The organism is Pseudomonas sp. 14P_8.1_Bac3 (assembly GCF_025466085.1).
In the GTDB taxonomy this organism is placed as follows: domain Bacteria; phylum Pseudomonadota; class Gammaproteobacteria; order Pseudomonadales; family Pseudomonadaceae; genus Aquipseudomonas.
Window position 1 is genome coordinate 1 of record NZ_JANLOD010000010.1, and the last position, 25,933, is coordinate 25,933.

The 25,933-nt window shown below is 62.6% G+C and carries 13 protein-coding genes and 1 riboswitch; of the genes, 10 read left to right on the forward strand and 3 right to left on the reverse strand.

From position 1 onward, the window contains the following. Positions 1-69: 69 nt before the first annotated feature. Entirely contained in the window at positions 70-1,050 is a 981-nt protein-coding gene (locus tag NTD84_RS03735) for a GlxA family transcriptional regulator (RefSeq protein ID WP_262163665.1), read from the forward strand. A 4-nt stretch (positions 1,051-1,054) separates the two neighbouring features. Here the strand turns inward: NTD84_RS03735 and NTD84_RS03740 are convergent, their stop codons facing one another. Together NTD84_RS03740 and NTD84_RS03745 are read right to left on the reverse strand one after the other, a co-directional pair. After that, positions 1,055-5,743 (reverse strand): dermonecrotic toxin domain-containing protein, encoded by a 4,689-nt coding sequence (locus NTD84_RS03740; RefSeq protein WP_262163666.1) that lies wholly within the window; start codon positions 5,741-5,743, stop codon positions 1,055-1,057. Positions 5,744-5,871: 128 nt separating this feature from the next. After that, positions 5,872-12,834, reverse strand: a complete 6,963-nt coding sequence (locus NTD84_RS03745) for a dermonecrotic toxin domain-containing protein (protein WP_262163667.1) — start codon at positions 12,832-12,834, stop codon at positions 5,872-5,874. Positions 12,835-13,140: 306 nt separating this feature from the next. On the opposite strand from NTD84_RS03745, the gene NTD84_RS03750 reads away from it, so the two are divergent. From NTD84_RS03750 to astE, 7 genes are all read left to right on the forward strand, one after another. Then, positions 13,141-14,361: an aspartate aminotransferase family protein gene (locus NTD84_RS03750; protein WP_262163668.1), complete on the forward strand. Its 1,221-nt coding sequence runs from the start codon at positions 13,141-13,143 to the stop codon at positions 14,359-14,361. Between the two features lie 215 nt (positions 14,362-14,576). Next, positions 14,577-15,596 carry an arginine/ornithine succinyltransferase subunit alpha gene (aruF, locus tag NTD84_RS03755; protein WP_262163671.1) on the forward strand — a complete coding sequence of 340 codons (1,020 nt, stop codon included), beginning with the start codon at positions 14,577-14,579 and terminating at the stop codon, positions 15,594-15,596. Positions 15,597-15,665: 69 nt separating this feature from the next. Then, on the forward strand, positions 15,666-16,691 hold the full coding sequence (gene astA / locus NTD84_RS03760; protein ID WP_262163672.1) for an arginine N-succinyltransferase: 1,026 nt from the start codon (positions 15,666-15,668) through the stop codon (positions 16,689-16,691). Next, positions 16,688-18,157, forward strand: a complete 1,470-nt coding sequence (gene astD / locus NTD84_RS03765) for a succinylglutamate-semialdehyde dehydrogenase (RefSeq protein ID WP_262163810.1) — start codon at positions 16,688-16,690, stop codon at positions 18,155-18,157. Before astA ends, astD begins: the two co-directional genes overlap by 4 nt. Before the next feature lie 142 nt (positions 18,158-18,299). Further along, positions 18,300-19,646, forward strand: a complete 1,347-nt coding sequence (gene astB, locus NTD84_RS03770; protein WP_262163674.1) for an N-succinylarginine dihydrolase — start codon at positions 18,300-18,302, stop codon at positions 19,644-19,646. Positions 19,647-19,666: 20 nt separating this feature from the next. Further along, on the forward strand, positions 19,667-19,954 hold the full coding sequence (locus tag NTD84_RS03775; protein WP_262163676.1) for a topoisomerase II: 288 nt from the start codon (positions 19,667-19,669) through the stop codon (positions 19,952-19,954). A gap of 12 nt (positions 19,955-19,966) precedes the next feature. Further along, on the forward strand, positions 19,967-20,977 hold the full coding sequence (astE, locus tag NTD84_RS03780) for a succinylglutamate desuccinylase (RefSeq protein WP_262163678.1): 1,011 nt from the start codon (positions 19,967-19,969) through the stop codon (positions 20,975-20,977). 121 nt (positions 20,978-21,098) lie between these two features. On the opposite strand, the gene NTD84_RS03785 is transcribed toward astE, so the two are convergent. Beyond that, positions 21,099-21,608, reverse strand: a complete 510-nt coding sequence (locus tag NTD84_RS03785; RefSeq protein WP_262163681.1) for a 6,7-dimethyl-8-ribityllumazine synthase — start codon at positions 21,606-21,608, stop codon at positions 21,099-21,101. A gap of 101 nt (positions 21,609-21,709) precedes the next feature. After that, positions 21,710-21,880: riboswitch (FMN riboswitch) on the reverse strand. Positions 21,881-22,077: 197 nt separating this feature from the next. Here NTD84_RS03785 and ltaE point away from each other — a divergent pair. Together ltaE and alaS are read left to right on the forward strand one after the other, a co-directional pair. After that, on the forward strand, positions 22,078-23,082 hold the full coding sequence (ltaE, locus tag NTD84_RS03790) for a low-specificity L-threonine aldolase (RefSeq protein WP_262163682.1): 1,005 nt from the start codon (positions 22,078-22,080) through the stop codon (positions 23,080-23,082). 146 nt (positions 23,083-23,228) lie between these two features. Continuing rightward, positions 23,229-25,850, forward strand: a complete 2,622-nt coding sequence (alaS, locus tag NTD84_RS03795; protein ID WP_262163683.1) for an alanine--tRNA ligase — start codon at positions 23,229-23,231, stop codon at positions 25,848-25,850. Positions 25,851-25,933 lie beyond the last annotated feature (83 nt).

Here is a 25,933-nt window from a genome sequence, read left to right on the forward strand (position 1 = left end):
GATTTGCGTTGATTTACGGGCTAGCATTGGCCCATGCCTTCATCATTGTTTCGTTTCGGATTGCCCGCCATGACTGCCCATCGAATTGGTTTCCTGATTTGGCCCAGCACTAAAGCCCTGACGCTTGCGCTGGCTGAGGAGGCCTTGCGTGTTGCCCAGCGTGTGCATCCGGACGTGGTCTACGAGCTGTCGTTCCTGCAGGCCGAACCGTCGAGCGAAGGCGCCTGGCAATTGCCCGGTGAACCGTGGGCCGGCAAGCTCGAGAATTTCCAGAAACTGTTCCTGCTCGCTGACGAGCCACCGACCACGTTGGCGCCGGCGCTCAGCAGCACGTTGAAGCAACTGGTGCGCGCCGGGTGTGTGATCGGCGGTCTGTCGGCCGGCGTGTACCCGTTGGCCCAGCTCGGTCTGCTCGACGGTTATCGCGCCGCCGTGCACTGGCGCTGGCAGGACGATTTCGCCGAACGCTTCCCGAAAGTCATCGCCACCAGCCATTTGTTCGACTGGGATCGCGATCGCCTGACCGCGTGCGGCGGCCTCTCGGTGCTCGACCTGCTGCTGGCGGTGCTGGCCCGTGATCACGGCGCCGAACTCGCCGGCGCGGTGTCCGAGGAACTGGTGGTCGAGCGCATCCGTGAAGGCGGCGAGCGTCAGCGCATTCCGCTGCAGAACCGTCTCGGCTCCAGCCATCCGAAACTGACTCAAGCCGTGTTGCTGATGGAAGCCAACATCGAAGAACCGCTGACCACCGACGAAATCGCCCAGCACGTGTGTGTGTCCCGTCGCCAGCTGGAGCGGATCTTCAAGCAATACCTCAACCGCGTGCCAAGCCAGTATTACCTGGAGCTGCGCCTGAACAAGGCCCGGCAGATGTTGATGCAGACCAGCAAGTCGATCATCCAGATCGGCCTGTCCTGCGGCTTCTCCTCGGGGCCGCATTTCTCCAGTGCCTACCGCAACTTCTTCGGCGCCACGCCACGGGAAGATCGCAACCAACGGCGCAGCAGCAGCCCGTTCGAATTGTCCTCGGTGCCGTCCGAGCGCGGCTGAGCCCTTACTCGTCGACCTCCGCCGCTGGCGAGGTCGACCCCTGCGCTTCGTCTTGATTGACCACTTCATCGATACCGAAATCGACGCCGGTGTTTTCGTAGTAAGCCATCAAGCGCTGCAGGGCTTCCTCGGTAAACGGGTTGCCCTGCAGGTGAATGTTGTTGGCCACGTCGCGGGGTAACGCCAGCATCTCGTTCGAGACATCGGTGATCGCGTTATTGCTCAGGTCGGCCCAATCCAGTACGGGTTTGTGCTGCAAGCCATGGGGAATTTCGCTGATGTCGGTGTCATGGATCACGAGGGTCGCCAGGTTCGGCATACGGCTCAGGTCCGGCGTGTGCGCCAGTGGATTGAAGGCCAGGTCCAGGTATTCGAGGTCTTCCATGCCGGCCAGGGCGCTGGCCGATTCCGCGGTCAGGGTGATTCGGCAGTTCTGCAGCGACAACGAATACAGCCGATCCATCTTGAACACCGCGTCCGGAATGTTCCCCAGGTTGAAGTCGCGCAGCTTCAGGCGCTTGAGCTTGGGGAACGACTCAAGGAACCGGCCGATGCCGGTCACGCCATGGGCGCTCGTCAGCTCCAGGGCGGACACATGGCCGAAGTCGGCGCTGAGGGTCGGCAGGTCGCCATTGATTGCGTTGTCGAAGACCAGCTCGAAGGTCGGCTCCAGCAGCTCGTCGAACTCATCCAGTTCCGTCTGATGGCGCCAGCAGCGCTGCAGCGTCTGCATGAACGTGTCGCGTTTGACCTGTTCGACAAACACCTGGTGGGCCGTGAACGGTTCGCCCGTCAGCGGATGCACCGGTGGCAGGTCAGCGGTCCAGGCCGCGAGATCGGTGTTCATCTGCGCCAGCTCCACTTCCAGGGTGCCAATCTCGATCCGGCCGTCCGCCAATGTGCCGGCCATGGCGTACACCAGGTCGCTGGCCTGTGCCGGTTCCAGGTCCGGGTACAAGCCAATGACCCGCTGAACATCCGCTTCGGGCGCCGCCACGCCCAGGTCGTAGGAAGTCTCGAAGTAATGTTGCTTGATCAGTTCCCGCGCCGCCTCGCTGAGCGGGTTGTTCATCAGGTGCACGCCACGTTTTTCATGCACCGGGCTGTCGAACAGTTCAGCCGGCAGCTCGCTGATGGCGTTGTTCGCCAACAGCAGGGTATTGAGCCCGGGGTGTCGCAGCGCGCCGTCAGGGATGGCGGTCAGGCCAGTATTGCTCAGGTTCAGGTGGGCGAGCTCCGACAGGGATTCGATCGGCGGCACAACTTCAAATGGATTGCCCTGCAGGTCCAGGCGCTTCAGTTTTCTCATCGACGACAGTTTTGCCCATGCGGCGCTGTCGAACGGGGTGCCGCAGTCGCTGAGGATCAAGGCCTCAAGGTTCTCCATTCGCCCGATGGCGTCCGGCAGCCGCTCAAACGAAAACCCGCGCAGCTCCAGTCGTCGCAGACCGGTGAACTGCTGCAGCAGGCGTGGCGCGCCGTGTGCCGCGTGATTGCCTTCAAGGATGAGCGCTGACACATGACTGAAGTCGGCCGTCAGCTCGGGCAGGCTTCCCGGGACCGGCTCGGTGAAACGCAGCACATAACCTTCCGTGCCTTCGGGTGCTTCGACATCCCGCCCCGACTGGCGCCGCCAGGTGCGCTGGAATTCCTGGGCCAGCAACCGCCGATTGTGGCGCATGGCCTGTTGCTCCAGGTCGCCCAGTGGCAGCCCGGTATCCGGGTTGACGGTCGGTGCCTCGCTGACCCACCGATCGAGATCCCAATGCAGTTGATAGAGCTCGCTGGCCAGGCGGGAAAGCTCCGTGCGCGGGCCGTCCGGGTGGCGTTGCAGGCGAGCGACGATGGAACCCAGTTCTTCCTCGTCCAGGCCCGGGTACACCTCGCGAACCCGATCTGCCAGCGTGGGTGTCGGAGTGTGGCGACGAAGGTAACCTTCCGAGCCACCGGGCAGGCGCATGGTCGCCGGGTCGTAAAACGGTTTGCGCAGCGGGTGTTTGACCAGCAACGTGCGCAACGCCGGGGTGCTCGCGGCCTGATCGATGATGCGCTGTTTGAGTGCCGCGGCATCGTTGCCCGAGAGGCCCAGTGCGTTGCGCTCGGCCTCGCTCAGCGCCTGCACAATGGCCTGATAAAAGCTGCCGTCCTGATCGCCGCTGCCTTGCAGGTGAGGCGTGCTGTCCTCGGCATTCACCAGCGTCTTGACCACGGTGGCGTCGTCCGGACCAACGCTGTCCAGCAGCGCGCCGGTGGGGGAATACTCTCTGACCTCGATGCGCAGATCCGCCGGCCAGCCGGGCATCGATTCGAGGCTGTGCAAGGCCAGGCGGCGGGTGTCCACGGTTTCCATGCCGTGGAGATAAAACCCTTCATAGGCACGCGCGGTACGCACCGCGTCCATCGCCTTGAGCGCCACGTCTTTCAAGCGCCGGGGCACGCGTCCGTTGTGCATGTCCATCAGCTCGCTGCCGGTGGCGTTGTTCACCAGTTCTTCGGCGATGTCGGTCGGCAGCCCTTGCACGTGGCCTTGCAACAGCTGGACGTTGCGGTCATCGGTCTGCTCGATTGCGCGGTAACGTTCCTCGAACAACGACAGTCGCTGGCTCAATGCGCGCTCGCGCTCGGGATGGCCGGGCTGCTCGATCAGCGCCTGAAGATCGCGATCGATCTTGAAGCGCTTGAGGGTGTCGGTCAGCAGCGACGGCGGGCGCTGGTGCTCGACGTGGGTCTCGCGCAACACGTTGTCGTGGAAGCCGCTGATGCGCAGGATGAGTTCGCGTTCGGCAGTGCTGAGCGACTCGACATGATGGCCGATGCGACGCATCACCGTGTCCCGGTCCCACGTCAATGGCTCGTCGAGAACGGTCTGCCAGGCGCCGTGATGGTTGTGCCGCAAAGGTGGCGACCAGGCATCGTCCCGTTCAGGGTGTTCGATCTGAAAGCGCCCGCCGTCCTGTTTCACCGCATACAGCTTGTCCTCCAGGCGCAGCAGCTGTTTGCCTTGATGCTGATACAAACCGAGGTGATCCGGCCTGGCGCTTTTCGGCAGCTGGATCGATTGCTCGTAGGGCGTGAGGTCCGGCCGCCAGTAACGGCTTTTGCCCTTGGCGATCTCGACCGGTTTGAGCGACGAGAACAGCTTCAGCGTTTCCGGCGCCAACACGCGGCTGAACGCCTGGGCGGCCATGGCGCCACCGACTGCAAACAACCCGAGTTGCACCACCGACTCCGTCAGCCCGATCACCTGTTCAAGCGCTTCGCGTTGCAAGCCTTCGGCCCAGTCGACGATGCCTTCGAAGGTGTTGTCGAGGACCTGATAAGCCATGTAGGCGAGCATCGCTTCGCCGAGAAACGGCACAAAGGGCAGGGCCACGAACGACACCACTTCAAGGATCTCGGTGGCGACTTTGCTGAAGGCGTCCCACCGTGCCCAACGGGCCGCACGGTCGGCGCTGGCGGTGGAGACGGCCACGGTGCGCGCGTCGTTGAGGAGCTTGTTCAGTTGCTGCTGATAGAGGTGCGTCCACAGCGCGGTTTTGATCGGGCTTACGGAGAATTGCAAATGCGGTTTGTCGATGGGCGTGTCGCGCCAGTTGGGCAGCGGGTCGCCGTGCTGGCGTTCATGCCAAATCACGTGGCTCAAGCGGCGTGCGAGGCCGGCAAAAAAATACCCGCGTTCCTGATGATCGACGAAACGGCTGAAGAGCGCCTGATAGGTCGGCGAGCGCAGCTTGCGGGTCAGATCCTGGATGAAGGTCAGCGAGTCGGGGTAATGCTTGAGCGGCGCCTCCGGGTCATCGGGAATGTAGACCACGATCCGCGTCGCTCCGCGCGCGGGTGCCAGGTCCGGCGCGAACACCACGATGCCGGTCAGCAACGAGGACATCATGGTCAGGTCATGCGCGTGCAGTCGTGCGTTGTTGCGACCGTCGAGCAGGCCGAGCAGCGCTTGATGCGCATCGTCGGGCAGATCCTTCCGAATGTGCGCCAGGTGCAACGCGGTGCGCAGGGCGGTTTTGTGGGTGTTGATGACGTTCAGTTTCAGCACTTCGGTGGCCACCGGGCTCTTCAGTCCCAGCGACTCCCTGAGGTAAGCCGCGTACTGCCCGCCGATGTCCAGCTCGCGGCACAAGCGGGTGAACGCGGTAATCGACAGCGTGCGTTTCACCGCCGGCAAGGTATCGAACTGGCCGCCGGGGGAGGGCTCGGTGATGAACGTTGAGTCGGGCTCGTAGGCTTCTGCGCGAGTTTCCGACTCCTGGAAATTGTGCAGCGCGGCATCGACCAGCGACACGGTCCAGGTACGCGCCGCGCCGGAAGAAATCGGAAACCACGGAATGCTTTGCGGAAGGTACAGGCGCAGGAATGTGGTCTTGACGTCCAGTTCGACGCCGAAGCGTTTTTTCAATGCGGCGACGAGCAGCGGTTCGGCAAAGTCCCGGGCGTTCTGCAGTTTATCCAGCCGCGCCTCCAGGCGGTTGCGCTGGGCCCAGTGTGCTTCGCTGGCGTTTTTCAGCGTTTGCAGTTGTTCGCGGGGCGCCGTGTCGTGCCATTGCGGCCGTTGCAGCTCGCTACTTTTCAAGGCGTTGCGTGTGGTCGGCGAGGCCTTGAGCAGCCAGTCGGGCAAGTTGTTGAAGGCGTGGTGATAATGCGCGTCCGGCTGAGCCGTCGCTTCGAGTTCCTGTTGATTCATGGCGCCAGTCCTTAGCGGTTGATTGAACCCCAAGGAAAACAGACGGTGTACTGGCGGGTGCGGTACATAGTTATGGCGGGCCGGGTCATCGCACCGGGCCACAGGGACCCGGTGCGATGAACGGTGGATCAGTGTTCCATGGCGGTATCACCCCGCGCGGCGCGGCTGTCGGGCCGGGTCCCGGTGCGCTCGAATTCAGCGGCGAGGCGTGCCAGTTCGGCGCGTCCGTCCACTATCGTGCCGGGCAGGCCAAAGATGAAGTGGCTGGCTTCGCTGGTCGTCATCTGCGGATACAGCGCGATGACGTGTTCGATGTCGGCCGGGTCGGCCCAGGCGCCGAAATCGCTGCCGGTTTGTCGCTGATAGGTTTTCAGGCGATCAAGCGTCGCTGCGGACAGCGGGTTGTTGGAGAAATCAAAGCCGTCGGCCGCCTCTGCGGACAATTGATAGAGCGCCTCGGGCAGCTCGCTGATGCGGTTATCCCGCAGCAGAACGGTGCGCAATTGCGCAGGATTTGCCACGCCGGTGGGCACGCGGTCGATGCCGGTATTGGAGAGGTCGATGAACGTCAGCGCTTGCAACGGCGTGACGTCGGGGACGCTGCCCAGCGGATTGTCGAACAGGTCGAGCATCTTCAAGCGCGACAGCGAGGCCAGCGCGGCTTGCCCCTCCGAGCCCAGCGCCACGCGACAGCGGCTCAGCACCAGAAACTCAAGTGAGTGCATGCCGGTGACCGACGGGGGAATCCGCCCCAGGTTGAAATTACGCAGTTCCAGGTGTTGCAGGCCACTGAAGCACTCCAGGAACCGCGCATTGACGCTCAACGCCGCGTGGCCGGTCAGGGACAACATCGTGACATGGCTGAAATCGGTGCTCAGTGACGGCATGTCGCCAATAAACGCCGGATGCGCAATGAAGGTGTTTTCCCGCAGCTCCGGTGCTTCTGGCGGCCGGTGGCGCCAGAGTTGCTCGAGCTTTTTCGCGAACAGTTTTCGATCGGCGCTTTCGCCGAAGCGTTCAGTGCCCGTCAGTGCATGCCCCATCGTCGGGTGTTGCGCCGGAATGTCGCCGGCCCAGCGTTTCAGGTCGCGGGTCATTTGGGCGATTTCAAGCTCCCAGCGGGTCAACTGCGCCCGACCGTCCGCCAGTGTCCCCGGCAGCTTGTACACCATGTGACTGGCGTCTTCGCGGTCCAGGCTCGGGAACAGCGCTTGCGCCCGATCGATATCGGCTTTTTCGACCAGCACAACAAAATCGATGCCGGTGCTGGCGTACCAGGTCTTGATCCGTTCGCGACTGGCGGCCGATATCGGGTTGTTGCTGAGGTTGATGCCATCGGCGACCTCGGGGCTGACCGAGAACAGCTCTTCGGGCAGTTCGCTGATCCGGTTGCCGTGCAGCGAGGCGATTCGCAGGTTGTCGAGGTCGCTGAAACCGTTGGGCAGCCGGGTAATCCCGGTGTTGGACAGGCGCAGTTCGTTGAGCAGCGGCATGCGCGTCAGATCGGGCGCGACGGCCAGCGGGTTTTCACTCAGGTCCAGCGCTTCCAGGCCATCGAGTGACGACAGAACAGCCTGGCTTTCGCTGGTCATCGGCAGCTGGCAGCGGTTGATGATCAGCTCCCGCAGCTCGGGCATTTGCGTCAGGGCCTGGGGCATTCGCTCCAGGGCGAAGTTCTGCAAGTCGAGGGTGTGCAGGTTCGGGAACAGCTCGAGAAAGGCCTCGGTGCCTGTAATCGCGGGGTTGCCGTTGAGGGTCAGGGTCGACACATGGCTGAAGTCAGCCGTCAGCCGGGGCAGGTCCCCGACGAAGATCAGCTCCAGGTTGAAGTTGTCTTCGCGTTTCTGCACAGGGTCGGGCCGATCACGCCAGTACTGTTGCAGTCGCTGGGCGAACTCGTTCCTGGCGAGGAAATCGGTGTGGATCTGCTCGATGGTGAGGGGTTGACCGGTGACAGGGTGGTGGCTGGGCGTGGCACGGGTCCAGTCTTTAAGCTGGTCAGTCAATTGGGTGAGTTCCGCTTGCCACCGGTTGACTTGCGCGCGGCCTGCCTCCAGGGTGCCGGGCAAGCTGTAGATCACATCGCTCGAGTCCTGCTCGTCGAGGGTTGAAAACAGTTCCATGATCAGCGCGATGTCCGCTGGGTCCGCGTGCACGCCGAAGTCTTGGCCGGTGGCCTGGAAGCAGGTTTTGATGCGCTCGCGGGTTTCGGCGGAGAAGGGGTTGTCGGCAAAGTCCAGACCATCGATGCGCTCGGCGGGCAGGCTGAACAGCGCCTCGGGCAGCTCAGTAATCCGGTTGCTTTCGAGCACGGTCGTCCTCAGGTTCGGGTGCTCGGCCAGCCCGGCGGGCACCGCGGTCAGTGCGTTGTAGGACAGGTCGAGGTAGGTCAGCTCGGGCAGCGACGCGAGGTCGGGTGCCGTGCCCAATGGATTGTGGGTCAGTTCCAGGGACTTGAGATTCGGCCGCGAAGCCAGCGCCGCTTGCCCCTCGGGCGTGAGCACCACGCCACAATGATCCAGCAGCAGTGTGTCGAGTAACGGCATGTGGGTGATCGCCTGGGGCACCTGATCGAGGGCGAATTGGCTGAGCGTCAGGCTGCGCAGGCCGGTGAAGCGTTGCAGGAACGGGACGACGCCGCTGACGTGGGCATTGCCGGTCAGGATCAGGCCGGGAACATGGCTGAAATCCGCGGTGAGCACCGGCAGCTCGCCGATGAATGTCAGGTCCGCCCTGAAGCGGTCCGGATGTTTGCTGATTCGAGTGCGCCAGAACTGCTCCACCTGCCGGGCGAAGGTTTCCCTGGCGACATGTTCGTTGAACGTTTCGTTGATATTGAGCAACCGGCCCGTCGCGGGATGGCGATCCGCAACTTCATGTTGCCAGCGCCCCAGGTCCTCGAGCAAACGGGTCAGCTCGGTCTCCCACCGCGTGAGTTGCGCGCGGCCGTCGGCCAGCGTACCCGGCAGGCGATAGAGCAAATCGGTCGCCTGACGCACGTTGTGCTGCACAAACAGCGCGCGCACGCGGTCGGTATCCGCTTGCTCGGCCACCACCCCGAAATGTTTGCCGGTGCGCAGGTAGTGCGCCTTGATCCGCTCGCGCGCTGCGGCGGACAGTGGATTGTTGGCAAAATTGAAGCCGTTGCTGAGGTCGGCGTTGAGGGTATAGAGCGGTTCCGGCAATTCGGTGAGGCGGTTGCCGGCGAAGTTGCCGATGATCAGCTGCGGGTGATCCAGCAGGTTGGCGGGGACCATGGAAATCCCGGTATTGGCCAGGTTGACGTCGCGCAACGCGGGCATGTCGTGCAGATCCGGGGTGAGCGTCAGCGGGTTGTCCTGCAGGTCCAGCACCGACAGCGTTTTTAACGAAGGCAGCAACTGCTGGTCGGCCAGTGAAAGGGTGATGCCACTGTTACGCACCACCAATTGCCGAAGATTCGGCATCGAGGCGATGGCCGAGGGCAGGTCTGGCAGCGCGAAGTCTTGAATCTCCAGGTGCTGCAAGCCGGACAGGTGCTGCAGGAAATCATTCAGGCCACGGGTGCCGGCGCTGCCATTGATCTGTAGCAGGTCGACATGGCTGAAGTCGGCGCTCAAGGGCGGCAAGTCGCCGAGGATCGAGCCCGGTACGTGCAGCGTGTAGCCAATCGGGCCGTAGGTTTCCCGGCGCCAGCATTGCAGCAGGAGTCGCTTGAACAACCGGCGGGTCTGGCGCGCGGCCTGGAATTCGGCGTCCGTCAGCGTGCGACCGTTGCGGTCTACGGTTGGCACGTCGTAGACCCAGCGGGTCAGGTCTTCGGCCTGTCGGGTAAATTCGTTGCGCAGCCGCGACAACACGGTTCGCGGGCCGTCGGGGTGGTCCCGCAGGACCGCCAACAGCGTCTCGATGTCCTCCGGCGAGTAGGTTGGGTACAGCTGCTGAATCCGCTGTTGCAGCGTGAGCGGCTGTTCGTTGGCGGCGTTGACCGTGCGCAACAGGCGTCGATACCCCTGAGCGCGCACCAGGCGCAGGGTGTCGGTGACCGGGGCCTGAATCGGCGGATGGGCAATCGTCACGCGCAGTGCGTTTCGATCCAAGGGATGTCGGCGGATCGACGCTTTCAGCTGGTCTGCCTGGCCGATGTGAAGGTCCAGCGCCTGGCGCTCGGTGTCCGGCAGCGCGTACAGGACGCTGGCGTAAAAATCGCTGACCGAATGCAGCGCCTGGCCGCGATCATCAAAGGCTTGATAGCGACCGTCGGCCTGGCGCACCAGGACTTTCTGCACGGAAGCCTGTGGCTGGCCGGTGCTGTCCAGCAGCGGCCCGTCGACGCTGCGATCGCGTACGTCGATGCGCACGTCGCCGGTCCAGCCGGTAAGTTGTTGCAGGCTGTGCAGGGCGAGCGTGTCGGTGTCCGGATTGTTCACCGAGTCCAGCGCCAGGCCTTCGAAGGCGCGGGTGACGCGCACTTCCTGGTTGGCCAGGTCGATCAAGCCTTGTTGGCGCGCGGGCAGTTGGCCTGCGCGGATCTGTATCAGTTCTTCGCCGGTGGCGGTGTCGAGCAATTCCCGCGTGACGCTGATGGGCAGTCGCGGATCGTGCAGCGCGATCTGGCGGAACAGCGGATCGTTGTTTTGCTCAAGCGTGGTGTAGCGGGATTCGAACAGGGCGGATCGGTGCGCTCTGGCGAGGTGCGCCAATTGTTTTCTGAGGGTGCGGGCGCGTACGTCGAGCGGTGGCGTCGGGCTGCCGAACGGTTCACCCAGCAGCGCCTGGGCTGCGCTTTCGTCGAGGGATTGCAGCAGGGTCTTGAGCAGATCGCCGTCCGTCAGACGGTCCTGGCGCAGGACGGTCACGGGCAGGGTGTCGTCGGTCGATGAGGTCCAGACGATGTCCCCGTGTTCATCGATAAAGCGCAGGCGTTTGCTCGAGGGCCAGCGGTGATGCTCGGTGAGCAGTTGCAGTTGGCTGACCGGGTCGGCGTGCAGGTACTGATCGGGCAGGTCGCTGTCCAGTTGCTCGATGAAGTGTCCGAGGTCCTGATCGATCCGAAAGCGCTTGATGCTGTCGGCCAGCAGCGGCGGCAACGGTTCCTGATTGACGTGCATCTTGCGCAGCGCGTTCTCGGGCACGCCGCTGACCTGGAGGATCTGCTCGCGTTGCGCGTCGGAAAACCCTTCGACGCCATGACCAATGCGCCGCAGCGCCGTGGCACTGTCCCATTCCAGCGGTTCCTCGAGTTCGGTGTGCCAGGCGCCGTCGCCGTTGTGGCGCAGTTGCGGTTGGTAGGCGTCGGGCCGGATCGGGTGTTCAATCTGGTACTGGCCCTTGATCGGACTTTCGCTCACGGCGTAATGCACCTGATCGAGGGCCAGCAGGTGCTTGCCTTGATGCGGACGCAGGCCCAGTTCATTGGCTTTGCTATCGGCGGCTGGCGGCGACGTTTCATAGGTGCTGAGGTCCGGTTTCCAGTAACGGGTCTGACCATTGGCGAGCTTGACCGGTTTGAAGCGGTCAATGAACGCGACGACTTCTTTGGGCAGCACCTTGCGGTATTCGCCGGCACCGATCGCCGCGCCTGCAGCAAAAACGCCCAACTGCACCAGCGATTCCACGGCGCCCATCAGGTGCTCGAACGCTTCGGTGGACTGCCCCTCGGCCCATTCGATCACGCCCTCAAAGGTTTCATCGAGCAGTTGATACGCCATGTAGCCCATCATCAATTCGCCCAGCACCGGCACAAACGGCGCCACGACCAGCGCGGCGGCCTGGAGGATCGCCGAGGCGATGTCGACGAATGAATCCCACAGCGCCCAGCGCGCTTTCTGGTCGGCGCGGGCGGTTTCGACGGCGAGGGTTTGTGCGTCGTTGAGGATCTTGTTCAGTTTCCCTTGGTAGAGATGCAGCCACAGGTTGCCGCCGATCGGTGTGATCGCAAACTGCAGGTTCGGGTTGTCGATGGGGGTTTCCCGCCAGGCGGGCAGGGCGCTGCCCTGAACCGGTTCGTGCCATTCCAGTTTGCTCAGGCGGCTGTTCAGGGTGGCGAAGAACACACCGCGGTGTTCGTGGTCGACGAAGCGGCTGAAGAAGGGTTGGTAATCGGGGGAGCGCAGCTGGCGGATCAGTTCCACCGCCATCTCCGCCGTGGAGGCGTATTCCTTGAGCGGGTGCTCGGGGTCGTCCGGGAGGTACGCCACCACGCGCACCGCTTTCCGCGCCTGTTCGAGGTCCGGCGCGAACACCACAATGCCGGTGAGTCGGGCGGACATCAGCGTCAGGTCATGACACAACAAGGCTTGCCCATCGATGCGCATGCCTTGCAGGCCATCGGCCAGCCCGCCGATCAGGCGCGCGTATTGCTCGCTGACATCGCCGTTCATCCGCGCCCATTGCAGCGCGGCCTTGAGGGCGGCTTGCTGGCTCGCGTCTATTTTCAGGCGCAACACGGCGGCGCCCACCGGTTCGGAAAAACCCAGCGCTTCCTTGAGAGCGGCTTGATACTGCGCGCCAATGTCGAGCGACCGGCACAGCTTGATAAATGCCGGGATGCTCAGTTTTTCCTTGATCTGGGGCAACGTGTCGAATTGCCCTGTCGCGGACGGCGCGGTGATGAAGGTCGAATGCGTTTCATAGGCATCGTCCTCGGCTTCCCTGGCTTCGAAGTTGTGCAGCGCCGCGTCCAGCATCGACACCGTCCATTCCCGCGTGCCGGTGTTGATCGGAAAACCGGGCACCGTCACGGGGATGTACAGACGCAGGAACGTCGTTCTGACGTCCAGGTCCAGATCGAAGCGTTTTTTCAACGCCTCCTTGAGCAACGGCTCGGCGAAGGCACTGGCGTCTTGCAGGTGGGCCAGGCGTTGGTCGACGGCATTTTGTGCGGTCCAGTGATCGGCCGTCAGTGTCTTGAGTGCCTGATGCTGTGCGCTCGAAGCTGACTTCAGCGCAGCGGTGAGCCGTGGCTGCGCGGCTTTCAACGCCTTCCGGCGGGCGAGCGTGGCCTGGCCGACCCAGTCGGGCAGGGCGTTCTTGAGGTGCTGATAATGGCTGTCGGGATGTTCAAATTGCGCCGCGGTCACCGTGGCCGACGAATCTTGGGGCACCTGCATCGTGCTTTTCCTTGAGCAGTTAAAGATTGCAAAAGGAAATCAAGGATCGGCGTCCCTCAGGCGGTACATAGTTATCGGATGCGGGTAGGGCTGAAATCAAATCCCGGCAACCCTGCCTCTAACCCCGCCCGCAGTTTAAACTGCGCCTTTGCGACGCTATATGTCGCATTGCCGTAAACCCGGCTGAAACCGGGGTTTGCGCTATAAGAAGTTGTCGCTTGGCGGCAAGGCCGGGCTGAGAACTGTCCTTACAATCCCCCCATCGCTCGCCAGTTTCAGGCGAGTGTTCCTCTTCAGGAGACTCCGATGTCCGTTGAGCACGCTGCGGTAGAACGCGCCGATTTCGACCAGGTAATGGTTCCCAACTATGCGCCCGCCGCCTTCATTCCTGTGCGTGGCGCCGGTTCCCGCGTGTGGGACCAGTCTGGCCGCGAGCTGATCGACTTCGCCGGCGGGATTGCCGTTAACGTATTGGGTCATGCGCACCCGGCGCTGGTCGGTGCCTTGACCGAACAGGCGAACAAGCTGTGGCACGTGTCCAACGTATTCACCAATGAGCCGGCCCTGCGCCTGGCGCATAAGCTGATCGACGCGACCTTTGCCGAGCGTGCGTTCTTCTGCAACTCCGGCGCCGAAGCCAACGAGGCCGCGTTCAAGCTGGCCCGTCGGGTCGGTTTCGACCGGTTCGGCAGCGAGAAGTACGAAATCATCGCCGCGCTCAACAGCTTCCACGGCCGCACCCTGTTCACCGTGAACGTCGGTGGCCAGTCGAAGTACTCCGACGGCTTCGGTCCGAAGATCACCGGCATCACCCACGTGCCGTACAACGATCTGGCCGCGCTGAAAGCCGCCATTTCCGACAAGACCTGTGCCGTGGTGCTGGAGCCGATCCAGGGCGAAAGCGGGGTGATCCCGGCTGAACTTGAATACCTGCAAGGCGCCCGCGAACTCTGCACCGCGCACAACGCGCTGCTGATTTTCGACGAAGTGCAAACCGGCATGGGCCGCAGCGGCAAGCTGTTCGCCTATCAGCACTACGGCGTGACCCCGGACATCCTGACCAGCGCCAAGAGCCTGGGCGGCGGTTTCCCGATCGCGGCGATGCTGACCACCGAAGACCTGGCCAAACACCTGGTCGTCGGCACCCACGGCACCACTTACGGCGGCAACCCGCTGGCGTGCGCCGTTGCCGAGGCGGTGATCGACGTGATCAACACCCCGGAAGTCCTGGCGGGCGTCAACGCCAAGCACGACAAGTTCAAGGCGCGCCTGGAACAGATCGGCGAGAAATACGGCCTGTTCACCAAGGTGCGTGGCATGGGCCTGTTGATCGGTTGCGTGCTGAGCGATGCCTGGAAAGGCAAGGCCAAGGACATCTTCAACGCCGCCGAGCGTGAAGGCCTGATGGTCCTGCAAGCCGGCCCGGACGTGGTGCGTTTCGCCCCGAGCCTGGTGGTGGAAGACGCTGACATCGACGAAGGCCTGGACCGCTTCGAACGCGCCGCGGCGAAACTGACGCAAGCCTGATAGACCTTTCGACGCCTGACGATTCAGGCGTCGATCCCAATTTGTATGCCAGACCGGTTTAAATGTGGGAGCGGGCTTGCTCGCGATAGCGGTGTATCAGTCAGCATCGTGGGTGGCTGATACACCGCTTTCGCGAGCAAGCCCGCTCCCACAATGTTGCAGTGCCGGGTCTGGACTATTTTTCCCCAAGAGTTTTTCGAGAAAGGAGTGACACCATGCTGGTGATGCGCCCCGCGCAAATGGCTGATCTGGGCGAGGTACAGCGTCTGGCTGCGGACAGCCCGATTGGTGTCACTTCCTTGCCGGATGACGTTGAACGCCTGAGCGACAAGATCGCCGCAAGCGAAGCGTCGTTTGCCGCCGAAGTCAGCTTCAACGGTGAAGAAAGCTACTTCTTCGTCCTCGAAGACAGCACCACCGGCAAACTCGCCGGCTGCTCGGCCATTGTTGCCTCGGCCGGTTATTCCGAGCCGTTCTACAGCTTTCGCAATGAAACCTTCGTGCACGCCTCCCGCGAGCTGAAGATTCATAACAAGATTCACGTGCTCTCGCAGTGCCACGACCTGACCGGCAACAGCCTGCTGACCAGTTTCTACGTGCAGCGCGAGCTGGTCGGTTCGCCGTGGGCGGAACTCAATTCCCGGGGCCGCTTGCTGTTCGTCGCCAGCCACCCGGAGCGTTTTGCCGATTCCGTGGTGACCGAGATCGTCGGTTACAGCGACGAAAACGGCGACTCGCCGTTCTGGGACGCCATCGGGCGCAACTTCTTCGACCTCAACTACGCTGAAGCCGAGCGCCTGTGCGGCCTGAAGAGCCGCACGTTCCTCGCCGAACTGATGCCGCACTACCCGATCTATGTGCCGCTGCTGCCGGACTCCGCGCAGGAAGCCATGGGCCAGGTGCATCCACGGGCGCAGATCACCTTCGACATCCTGATGCGCGAAGGCTTCGAGACCGATCACTACATCGACATTTTCGATGGTGGCCCGACCTTGCACGCCCGTGTCTCGGGGATCCGTTCGATCGCCCAGAGCCGCGTGGTGCCAGTGAAAATCGGCGAGCCGGCCAAAGGCATCGGCCGTCAATACCTGGTGGCCAACGCCCAGTTGCAGGATTACCGCGCCGTGTTGCTCGAACTCGATTACGCGCCGGGCAAACCCGTGACCCTGGATCTGCAAGCGGCCGAAGCCCTGGGCGTCGGTGAGGGTGCCAGCGTGCGCCTGGTGGCGGTTTAAGGCCTGTCTGGAAAGTATCCTGGAAAGTTGTTTCGCGGGTGGCGTTGGCGGCCCGTTTGAGGAGATAGCATGATCGTTCGTCCCGTACGCAGCAGCGATTTACCCGCTCTGATCGACCTGGCCCGCAGCACCGGCACCGGCCTGACCACCTTGCCGGCCAACGAAGAACGTCTGGCCCATCGGGTCGGCTGGGCCGAGAAGACCTTTCGCGGCGAAGCCGGGCGCGGCGACGCGGACTACCTGTTCGTGCTCGAAGACGATGACGGCCGTGTCGTCGGCATTTCCGCCATCGCCGGCGCCGTCGGCCTGCGCGAGCCGTGGTACAACTTCCGCGTCGGCCTGACCGTCAGCGCTTCGCAAGAGCTGAACATCTATCGCGAAATCCCGACGCTGTTCCTGGCCAACGACCTGACCGGCAACTCCGAGCTGTGCTCGCTGTTTCTCCACGCCGATTACCGCAGCGGCCTCAACGGCCGCATGCTGGCCAAGGCGCGGATGCTCTTCATCGCCGAATTCCCGCAGCTGTTCGGCAACAAGATCATTGCCGAGATGCGCGGCGTGTCCGACGACGCCGGGCGTTCGCCGTTCTGGGAAAGCCTCGGTCGGCACTTCTTCAAGATGGAATTCAGCCAGGCCGATTACCTGACCGGCGTGGGCAACAAGGCGTTCATCGCCGAACTGATGCCTAAATTCCCGCTGTACACCTGCTTCCTGTCGCCGGATGCACGCAACGTGATCGGCCAGGTGCACCCGGACACCGAGCCGGCGCTGTCGATGCTCAAGAGCGAAGGCTTCAGCTATCAGGGCTACGTCGACATCTTCGACGCCGGCCCGGCCGTTGAATGCGAAACCGGCAAGATCCGCGCGGTGCGCGACAGCCAGGCGCTGGTGCTGGCGGTGGGCACGCCGGGTGACGACGCCACGCCGTTCCTGATTCACAACCGCAAGCGCGAAGACTGCCGGATCACCGCCGCCCCCGCACGCTTCGCCGCCGGTACGCTGGTGGTCGACCCGCTGACCGCCAAACGTCTTCAACTCAACGCCGGTGATCAGGTGCGCGCCGTTCCGTTGTCCGCTGCTCGGGAGTCGAAATAATGAATTCGCTATACATCGCAGGTGAATGGCTGGCCGGCCAGGGCGACGCCTTTCAGTCGCTGAACCCGGTGACCCAGCAAGTGCTGTGGGCCGGCGAGGGCGCCACCGCCGCCCAGGTTGAATCCGCCGTGCAAGCCGCGCGTCAGGCGTTTCCGGGCTGGGCCCGTCGCACCCTGGACGAGCGCATCAGCGTGCTGGAGGCATTTGCCGCGGCGCTGAAAAACCACGCTGACGAACTGGCGCGTTGCATCGGTGAGGAAACCGGCAAACCGCTGTGGGAATCGGCGACCGAAGTGACCAGCATGGTCAACAAGATCGCGATTTCGGTGCAGAGCTACCGCGAACGCACCGGCGAGAAGAGCGGCCCGCTGGGCGACGCCACCGCCGTGTTGCGCCACAAGCCGCATGGTGTGGTCGCGGTGTTCGGGCCTTACAACTTCCCCGGCCACTTGCCGAACGGTCACATCGTTCCGGCGCTGCTGGCCGGTAACAGCGTGTTGTTCAAGCCAAGCGAACTGACGCCGAAAGTCGCCGAGCTGACGGTCAAGTGCTGGATCGAAGCCGGCCTGCCTGCCGGCGTGTTGAACCTGCTGCAAGGTGCGCGCGAAACCGGAATCGCCCTGGCCGCGAACCCGGGCATCGACGGTTTGTTCTTCACCGGTTCGAGCCGCACTGGCAATCATTTGCACCAGCAGTTTGCCGGTCGTCCGGACAAGATCCTGGCGCTGGAGATGGGGGGTAACAACCCGTTGGTGGTCGATGAAGTGGCTGATGTGGATGCTGCGGTCTACACCATCATCCAGTCAGCGTTCATTTCCGCCGGTCAACGCTGCACCTGTGCGCGCCGCTTGCTGGTGCCGCAAGGTGCCTGGGGCGACACGCTGCTGGCGCGACTGGTGGCGGTCAGCTCGACGATTGACGTCGGTGCGTTCGATCAGCAACCGGCGCCGTTCATGGGCTCGGTGATTTCCCTCGGCGCGGCGAAAGCCCTGATGGACGCCCAGGAACATCTGCTGGCCAACGGCGCAGTGGCGCTGCTGGAAATGACCCAGCCGCAGGCTCAGGCAGCGTTGCTGACCCCGGGCATTCTGGACGTGACGGCGGTAGCCGATCGCCCGGACGAAGAGTTGTTCGGCCCGCTGCTCCAAGTGATCCGCTACGCTGATTTTGAAGCGGCGATTGCTGAAGCGAATGACACCGAATATGGCCTGGCGGCGGGGTTGTTGTCGGATTCCGAAGCGCGTTACCAGCAGTTCTGGCTTGAAAGCCGCGCCGGTATCGTCAACTGGAACAAACAGCTGACCGGCGCCGCGAGCAGCGCGCCCTTCGGCGGTGTCGGCGCCTCGGGCAACCACCGCGCCAGTGCCTACTACGCGGCGGATTACTGCGCGTACCCGGTGGCGTCGCTGGAAACGCCGAGCCTGGTGTTGCCAGCCGCTTTGACGCCTGGCGTGAAGATGGCGTGATGCCCATCGCCAGCAGGCTGGCTCCCACAGGTTCGGTGGCGTCTCACACCTGTGGGAGCCAGCCTGCTGGCGATGACCGCGCCTCGGTCTTAAAGATTAGTTACTGAAGCCTATAACAACAGATTCTCGTGGAGCCTCGCTGATGAAATCCTATGAAGTCAATTTTGACGGTCTAGTGGGGCCGACCCATAACTACGGCGGTTTGTCCTACGGCAACGTCGCGTCGCAGAGCAACAGCCAGCAGTCGTCGAACCCGAAGGAAGCCGCGCTGCAAGGCCTGGCGAAAATGAAAGCGCTGATGGAAATGGGCTTTCAGCAAGGCGTTCTCGCCCCACAAGAGCGCCCTGACGTCGCCGCGTTGCGCCGCCTGGGCTTCAGCGGTACCGACGCGCAAGTGATCGAACGCGCCGCGAAAGAGGCGATGCCGCTGCTGGTTGCCAGCTGCTCGGCGTCCAGCATGTGGGTGGCCAACGCCGCCACGGTCAGCCCGAGCGCTGACACCGCCGACGGTCGCGTGCACTTCACCGCTGCCAACCTCAACTGCAAATACCACCGCAGCATCGAACACCCGACCACCAGCCGTGTGCTGGGCGCGATGTTCGCTGATCAGAAACATTTTGCTCACCATGCGGCATTGCCGGCGGTGGCGCAGTTCGGTGACGAAGGCGCGGCCAACCACACGCGTTTCTGCCGTGAATACGGCGAGGCCGGCGTCGAGTTCTTTGTGTTCGGTCGCAGTGCGTTCGATACCCGCTACCCGGCACCGCAGAAGTACCCGGCGCGCCAGACCCTCGAAGCCTCGCAAGCGGTCGCCCGTCTGCACGGCCTGAGCGATGACGGCGTGGTGTACGCCCAGCAGAACCCTTCGGTGATCGATCAGGGCGTGTTCCACAACGACGTGATCGCGGTGGGTAACGGCGAAGTGCTGTTCTATCACGAGGACGCGTTCCTCGACACCGAGCAGATGCTCGCCGAGCTGCAAGGCAAACTCGCCAGGGTCGGTGGGAAATTTCAGTCGATCTGCGTTCCGCGTTCCGCGGTCACCGTGGAAGACGCCGTGCGTTCCTACCTGTTCAACAGCCAGCTGCTGTCGCGTCCTGACGGTTCGATGCTGTTGATCGTGCCGGAAGAATGCCGTGGCAACGAGCGCGTCTGGCAATACCTGCAAGGCCTGACCAGTTCTGGCGGCCTGATCCGTGAAGTCAAGGTCTTCGACCTCAAGCAAAGCATGCAGAACGGTGGTGGCCCGGCATGCCTGCGTTTGCGCGTGGCGCTGAATGAAACCGAACTGGCGGCCGTCAACCCAGGGGTTATCATGACCGCACCGTTGTACGGCACGCTGACCGAATGGGTCGACAAGCACTACCGCGACCGCATGACCGAAAACGATCTGGCGGACCCGCAATTGTTGCTTGAGTGCCGGACGGCACTGGATGAACTGACGCAAATCCTTAAACTGGGCGCGGTTTATCCTTTCCAGATCAATTGAACGTCGAGAGCGTAGAAAACATGAGCGATACCCTGCAGCTGATCCTTGAAGACACCGACGGCACGCAACTGGAAACTTCCTGCACCCGCGTCGCGGTCATTTGGCAAGGCAAAGAGCTGTGGATCCAGCACGACGGCCGCGGCCAGTTGCTGATCGGCGTGGACGTCGAAGAGGGTGACGCGGAATACGCCAACCTGCTGCTGCGCCCATTGGCGACTAATCTGGTGAGTCTGCAACTGGAAATGGAACCGGCAGATGTCGGTGACGAAGAACACGTTCACGGCCCGGATTGCAATCACGACCACTAAGGAAACCGCTCTATGCTCGCCCTCGGCAAACTGCTTGAACTGACCCTCGCCGGCCGCGAACCGGCGGAGAAGACTCAACTGACTGTCGAAGGCGTGCGGATGCGCTGGCTGAGCGAAGGTGCGCTGGAAGTCCGGCCACCTGAAGCTCGCGACAATGGCCTGGACCTGCTGCTGTCAGCCGGCATCCATGGCAACGAAACAGCGCCGATCGAGTTGCTCGATCGCCTGCTGCATGACATCGCCCGCGGCGACCTGAAGCCGCGCGCCCGTATTCTGTTCCTGTTCGGCAACCCGGAAGCGATTCGCAAAGGCGAGCGTTTCGTCGAGCAGGACGTCAACCGGCTGTTTAACGGTCGGCATGAACAAAGCAGCGGATCAGAGGCACTGCGCGCCTGTGAGCTGGAGCGCCTGGCGGCGAGTTTCTTCAGCTTGCCGGACCGTGAACGCCTGCACTACGACCTGCACACGGCGATCCGTGGCTCGAAGATCGAGCAGTTCGCCTTGTACCCGTGGAAGGAAGGTCGCCAGCACTCCCGTCAGGAATTGGCGCGGCTGCGCGCCGCCGGCATGGAAGCGGTGCTGCTGCAGAACAAGCCGTCCATCGTCTTCAGTTCCTACACCTACGACAAACTGGGTGCCGAGTCTTTCACGCTGGAACTGGGCAAGGCGCGGCCGTTCGGGCAGAACGCCGGGGTCAATGTCGACCTGCTGGAAACCCGCCTCAAGCAGATCATCGAAGGCAACGAACCGCCGCTGGCCGAAGCGTCGCTCGACGGTTTGCAGCTGTTCAGCGTGGCGCGGGAAATTATCAAGCACAGCGACAGCTTCCGCCTGAACCTGCCGGCGGACATCGAGAATTTTTCGGAACTGGAAGTGGGTTACCTGCTGGCCGAAGACATCGCCCAGACGCGGTGGATCATCGAAGAAGAGGGCGCCCGCATCATCTTCCCCAACCCGAAGGTCAAGAACGGCCTGCGCGCCGGCATCCTGATCGTCCCGGCCACCGAAGAAAACCTCGCCTGAAGCGGTTGTGACCCTGTGGGAGCGAGCCTGCTCGCGATTACGATGTATCAGACCCCTATGGGCCGGCTGATACTCCGCAATCGCGAGCAGGCTCGCTCCCACGGTTAGATTCTGGAGAGAATCAGACCGCCACGGCCCGAGGCTCGCTGCGACGCAGCGCGCGGATCTTGTGCAACGTATCCGCACAGGTCTTCGCTGCTTCCTGGCCCTTGTGCACAAAGTGCTCGAAGAAGAACTTCTGATGTTCTTCGCCAGCGTGGAAGTGGTGCGGGGTCAGCGACACAGAGAAGACCGGCACTTCGGTTTCCAGCTGAACCTGCATCAGGCCGCTGACAACCGACTGGGCAACGAACTCGTGACGATAGATCCCGCCGTCCACCACCAGGGCTGCCGCGACGATGCCGGCGTAACGACCGGTCTTGGCCAGCAATTTGGCGTGCAGGGGCATTTCAAAGGCGCCGCCGACTTCAAAGAAATCGATGTCCGATTCCTGATAACCCTGGGCAATCATTTCCGCGACGAAGCCTTTACGGCTCTGGTCGACGATTTCCTTGTGCCAGCAGGCCTGGATGAACGCAACGCGCTCGCCCTGATGGTTTTTGCTTTTGCTATCGATTGCGGTGGGTTGCATGTTCTGACTCCTGTTTAATTAAAAAACAGGGCATATGAATCGAAGGGGATTTAAGGGTACGCACGCTCGCACTAATGCCGCGGACAGCCCTTTGGCGTCAATCCCGTTCTCTCTTCATCCGGACTATGACCGTCGGCCCCGGAATCACACCGGGTCTGCTGACCTTGTCGCCGATCACCGCCGAAGCCGCGTCGTCACCAAGCGCTCGCGGGCTATGCGCATTGCGCGCAATTACCGCCGGTGGGGAGTTGCACCCCGCCCTGAGAACGTTTTGCCGGCAGATTGTCTGGCGGCGCAGCGTTTTTAACACATATTTCTGCGCAGCGCATCGCGCCTTTCTGATGATTGCTATCGACTTTTTCACTCGAACAGCGCGATTTTTCCTGGGATAAGGGTTGATTATTCAGACCCATGACCGCAGTAATTCCCTCTTGAAAGGGATTTTCCCCTGCTTACCGAGGCCAGATTCATGAGCGTTATCGATCTTCGCAGCGACACCGTCACCCAACCGACCCAAGGGATGCTCGACGCGATGGCCAAGGCGGTCACCGGTGACGACGTCTATGGCGAAGACCCGACGGTCAATCGCCTGGAAGCCGAGTTGGCGCAACGCCTGGGCTTTGCCGCGGCGCTGTTCGTGCCGACGGGCACCATGAGTAATCTGCTGGGGTTGATGGCGCATTGCGAGCGCGGCGAGGAATACATCGTCGGCCAACAGGCGCATACCTATAAGTACGAAGGTGGAGGGGCGGCGGTGCTCGGTTCGATCCAGCCACAGCCGCTGGAAGTGCAGGCCGATGGTTCGCTGGACCTGGCCCAGGTGGCGGCGGCGATCAAGCCGGACGACTTCCATTTCGCCCGCACCCGTTTGCTGGCGCTGGAAAACACCATGCAAGGCAAGGTGCTACCGCTCGAGTACCTGGCCCGGGCGCGCCGTTTCACCCATGAACACGGCTTGGCTCTGCATCTGGACGGCGCGCGGTTGTACAACGCGGCGGTGAAGCTGGACGTGGATGCCCGCGAAATCGCCGAGCATTTCGACTCGGTGTCGGTGTGCCTGTCCAAAGGCCTGGGTGCGCCAGTGGGCTCGGTGTTGTGCGGCTCTGTGGCGTTGATCGGCAAGGCGCGGCGCCTGCGCAAAATGGTCGGCGGCGGCATGCGTCAGGCCGGGATTCTCGCGGCGGCGGGGCTGTATGCACTGGATCACAACGTCGAGCGTCTGGCCGACGACCATGCCAACGCCGAGTTCCTGGCCAACGGACTTCGCCAGGCCGGCTACGACGTCGAGCCAGTACAGACCAACATGGTTTACGTGCAGATCGGTGACAGGGCCGAGGCACTCAAGGCGTTTGCCGCTGAGCGCGAGATCAAGCTCAGCGCCGCCGGCCGCCTGAGAATGGTCACGCACATGGACGTCAGCCGCGCGCAAATCGAGCAAGTCGTCGCGACATTCGTCGAGTTTTCGCGCAACTGACAGCGTTAGCCGTCCAATTGACCGTTTCTATCGTATAAACACGCTGTACCCCGCGCGCAGGGCCGATATAATGCGGCCCTTTGCCGTTGCTTCGTCTGTTGACGTTTCGCACAGGCCTTTGGCCGCAGCCTCCGTGGAAGAACCTAATGAAAAGCGCAGAAATCCGTGAAGCCTTCCTTCGCTTCTTCGAAGAGCAAGGCCACACCCGTGTAGCCTCCAGCTCTTTGATTCCGGGCAACGACCCAACCCTGCTGTTCACTAACGCGGGGATGAACCAGTTCAAGGACTGCTTCCTGGGCCAGGAAAAGCGCGCGTACACCCGCGCCGTCAGCAGCCAGAAATGCGTGCGCGCCGGCGGCAAGCACAACGACCTGGAAAACGTCGGCTATACCGCCCGTCACCACACGTTCTTCGAAATGCTGGGTAACTTCAGCTTTGGTGATTATTTCAAGCGCGACGCGATCACCTATGCCTGGACCTTCCTGACCTCCGACAAATGGCTGAACCTGCCAAAAGAAAAGCTCTGGGTCACCGTCTACGCCAGCGATGACGAGGCGTACGACATCTGGACCAAGGAAATCGGAGTTCCGGCCGAGCGCATGGTGCGCATTGGCGACAACAAAGGCGCGCCGTACGCGTCCGACAATTTCTGGACCATGGGTGATACCGGCCCGTGCGGTCCTTGCACCGAGATTTTCTACGATCACGGCGCCGACATCTGGGGCGGCCCGCCGGGCTCGCCGGAAGAAGACGGCGACCGTTACATCGAAATCTGGAACAACGTGTTCATGCAGTTCAACCGCACCGCCGATGGCGTGTTGCACCCGCTGCCAGCGCCGTCGGTCGACACCGGCATGGGCCTGGAGCGGATCAGCGCCGTACTGCAGCACGTGCACTCGAACTATGAAATCGACCTGTTCCAGAGCCTGTTGAGCGCATCGGCCAAGGCCATCGGTTGCAGCAACGACAACCAGGCCTCCCTGAAAGTCGTGGCTGACCACATCCGTTCCTGCGGTTTCCTGATTGCCGACGGCGTGCTGCCGTCCAACGAAGGCCGCGGTTACGTACTGCGCCGGATCATCCGCCGCGCCTGCCGTCACGGCAACAAGCTCGGCGCCAAGGGCAGCTTCTTCTACCAGATCGTCGCGGCCCTGGTCGCCGAGATGGGCGAAGCGTTCCCTGAGTTGAAATCCCAGCAGGCGCACATCGAGCGCGTCCTGAAAGCCGAAGAAGAGCAGTTCGCCAAGACCCTGGAGCAGGGCCTGAAAATCCTCGAGCAGGACCTGGCCGAACTCAAAGGCGACGTGGTGCCGGGCGACGTGGTGTTCAAACTCTACGACACCTACGGTTTCCCGATGGACCTGACCGGCGACATCGCTCGCGAACGCAACCTGACTCTCGACGAAGCCGGTTTCGAGCGCGAAATGGAAGCCCAACGCGTCCGCGCCCGTTCCGCCAGTTCCTTCGGCATGGACTACAACAGCCTGGTCAAGGTTGACGTGGCCACCGAATTCACCGGTTACAAAGCCACCAGCGGTTCGGCGAAAGTCATTGGCCTCTATAAAGACGGCCAGGCGGTCGACGTTTTGAGCGAAGGCCAAGAGGGCGTGGTCGTTCTCGATCAGACTCCGTTTTACGCCGAGTCCGGCGGCCAGATTGGCGATTGCGGTTACCTGCAAGCCAGCGGCGGTCGGTTCGATGTGCGCGATACCACCAAGACCGGCGGCGCGTTCCTGCACCACGGCGTGCTGGCGTCCGGCAGCCTGACCATTGGCGCCCCGGTGGACACTCACGTTGAAGCTGAAGTACGTCACGCCACCGCTTTGAACCACTCGGCCACTCACTTGCTGCACGCTGCGTTGCGCAAAGTGCTGGGTGAGCACGTTCAGCAGAAAGGCTCGCTGGTCGACAGTCAGCGCCTGCGCTTCGACTTCAGCCACTTCGAAGCCATCAAGCCTGAGCAACTTAAGGCACTGGAAGACATCGTCAACGCCGAGATCCGCAAGAACTCCGCGGTTGAAACCGAAGAAACCGACATCGAAACCGCCAAGAAAAAAGGCGCCATGGCGCTGTTTGGCGAGAAATACGGCGACAACGTGCGCGTGCTGAGCATGGGCGATTTTTCCGTCGAGCTGTGCGGCGGTATCCACGCCAACCGTACCGGCGACATCGGCCTGCTGAAAATCATCAGCGAAGGCGGTGTCGCGTCAGGTGTGCGTCGTATCGAGGCCGTCACCGGCGCCGCGGCACTGGCTTACTTGAACGCGGCCGAAGAACAACTCAAGGAAGCGGCCAACCTGGTCAAGGGCAGCCGCGACAACCTGATCGACAAGCTGTCGGCTGTGCTGGAGCGCAATCGTCTGCTGGAGAAACAACTCGAGCAGCTGCAGGCCAAGGCTGCCAGCGCGGCGGGCGACGATCTGTCGGCCGCTGCCCTGGACGTCAAGGGCGTGAAAGTGCTGGCCGTGCGTCTGGACGGTCAGGACGGCAAGGCACTGCTGGCGCTGGTCGATCAACTGAAAAACAAACTCGGCCGCGCAGTGATCCTGCTCGGCAGTGTCCATGAGGAAAAGGTCGTTCTGGTTGCAGGCGTAACCAAAGACCTGACTGGCCAACTCAAAGCCGGTGATTTGATGAAGCAAGCCGCTGCGGCAGTGGGCGGGAAGGGCGGCGGTCGTCCGGACATGGCGCAGGGCGGTGGTACCGACGCTGGCGCACTGGATGCCGCATTGGCCCTGACCGTTCCATTCGTAGAGCAGGGTTTATAAGGCAGCGTTTCCGGCCCGCAGTCTAGTGGCGGGCCGGAACGCTGTTTGAGTGATTATTTGGGCGCCCTTCATGGGCAGAGGCG

Excerpts from the sequence above, each read along its gene's own strand:
- astB (WP_262163674.1), top strand. The coding sequence starts at position 18,300 with ATGAAATCCTATGAAGTCAATTTTGACGGTCTAGTGGGGCCGACCCAT.
- NTD84_RS03745 (WP_262163667.1), bottom strand. The coding sequence starts at position 12,834 with ATGCAGGTGCCCCAAGATTCGTCGGCCACGGTGACCGCGGCGCAATTT.
- NTD84_RS03775 (WP_262163676.1), top strand. The coding sequence starts at position 19,667 with ATGAGCGATACCCTGCAGCTGATCCTTGAAGACACCGACGGCACGCAA.
- NTD84_RS03740 (WP_262163666.1), bottom strand. The coding sequence starts at position 5,743 with ATGAATCAACAGGAACTCGAAGCGACGGCTCAGCCGGACGCGCATTAT.
- NTD84_RS03750 (WP_262163668.1), top strand. The coding sequence starts at position 13,141 with ATGTCCGTTGAGCACGCTGCGGTAGAACGCGCCGATTTCGACCAGGTA.
- astA (WP_262163672.1), top strand. The coding sequence starts at position 15,666 with ATGATCGTTCGTCCCGTACGCAGCAGCGATTTACCCGCTCTGATCGAC.
- astE (WP_262163678.1), top strand. The coding sequence starts at position 19,967 with ATGCTCGCCCTCGGCAAACTGCTTGAACTGACCCTCGCCGGCCGCGAA.
- NTD84_RS03735 (WP_262163665.1), top strand. The coding sequence starts at position 70 with ATGACTGCCCATCGAATTGGTTTCCTGATTTGGCCCAGCACTAAAGCC.
- alaS (WP_262163683.1), top strand. The coding sequence starts at position 23,229 with ATGAAAAGCGCAGAAATCCGTGAAGCCTTCCTTCGCTTCTTCGAAGAG.
- NTD84_RS03785 (WP_262163681.1), bottom strand. The coding sequence starts at position 21,608 with ATGCAACCCACCGCAATCGATAGCAAAAGCAAAAACCATCAGGGCGAG.
- aruF (WP_262163671.1), top strand. The coding sequence starts at position 14,577 with ATGCTGGTGATGCGCCCCGCGCAAATGGCTGATCTGGGCGAGGTACAG.
- ltaE (WP_262163682.1), top strand. The coding sequence starts at position 22,078 with ATGAGCGTTATCGATCTTCGCAGCGACACCGTCACCCAACCGACCCAA.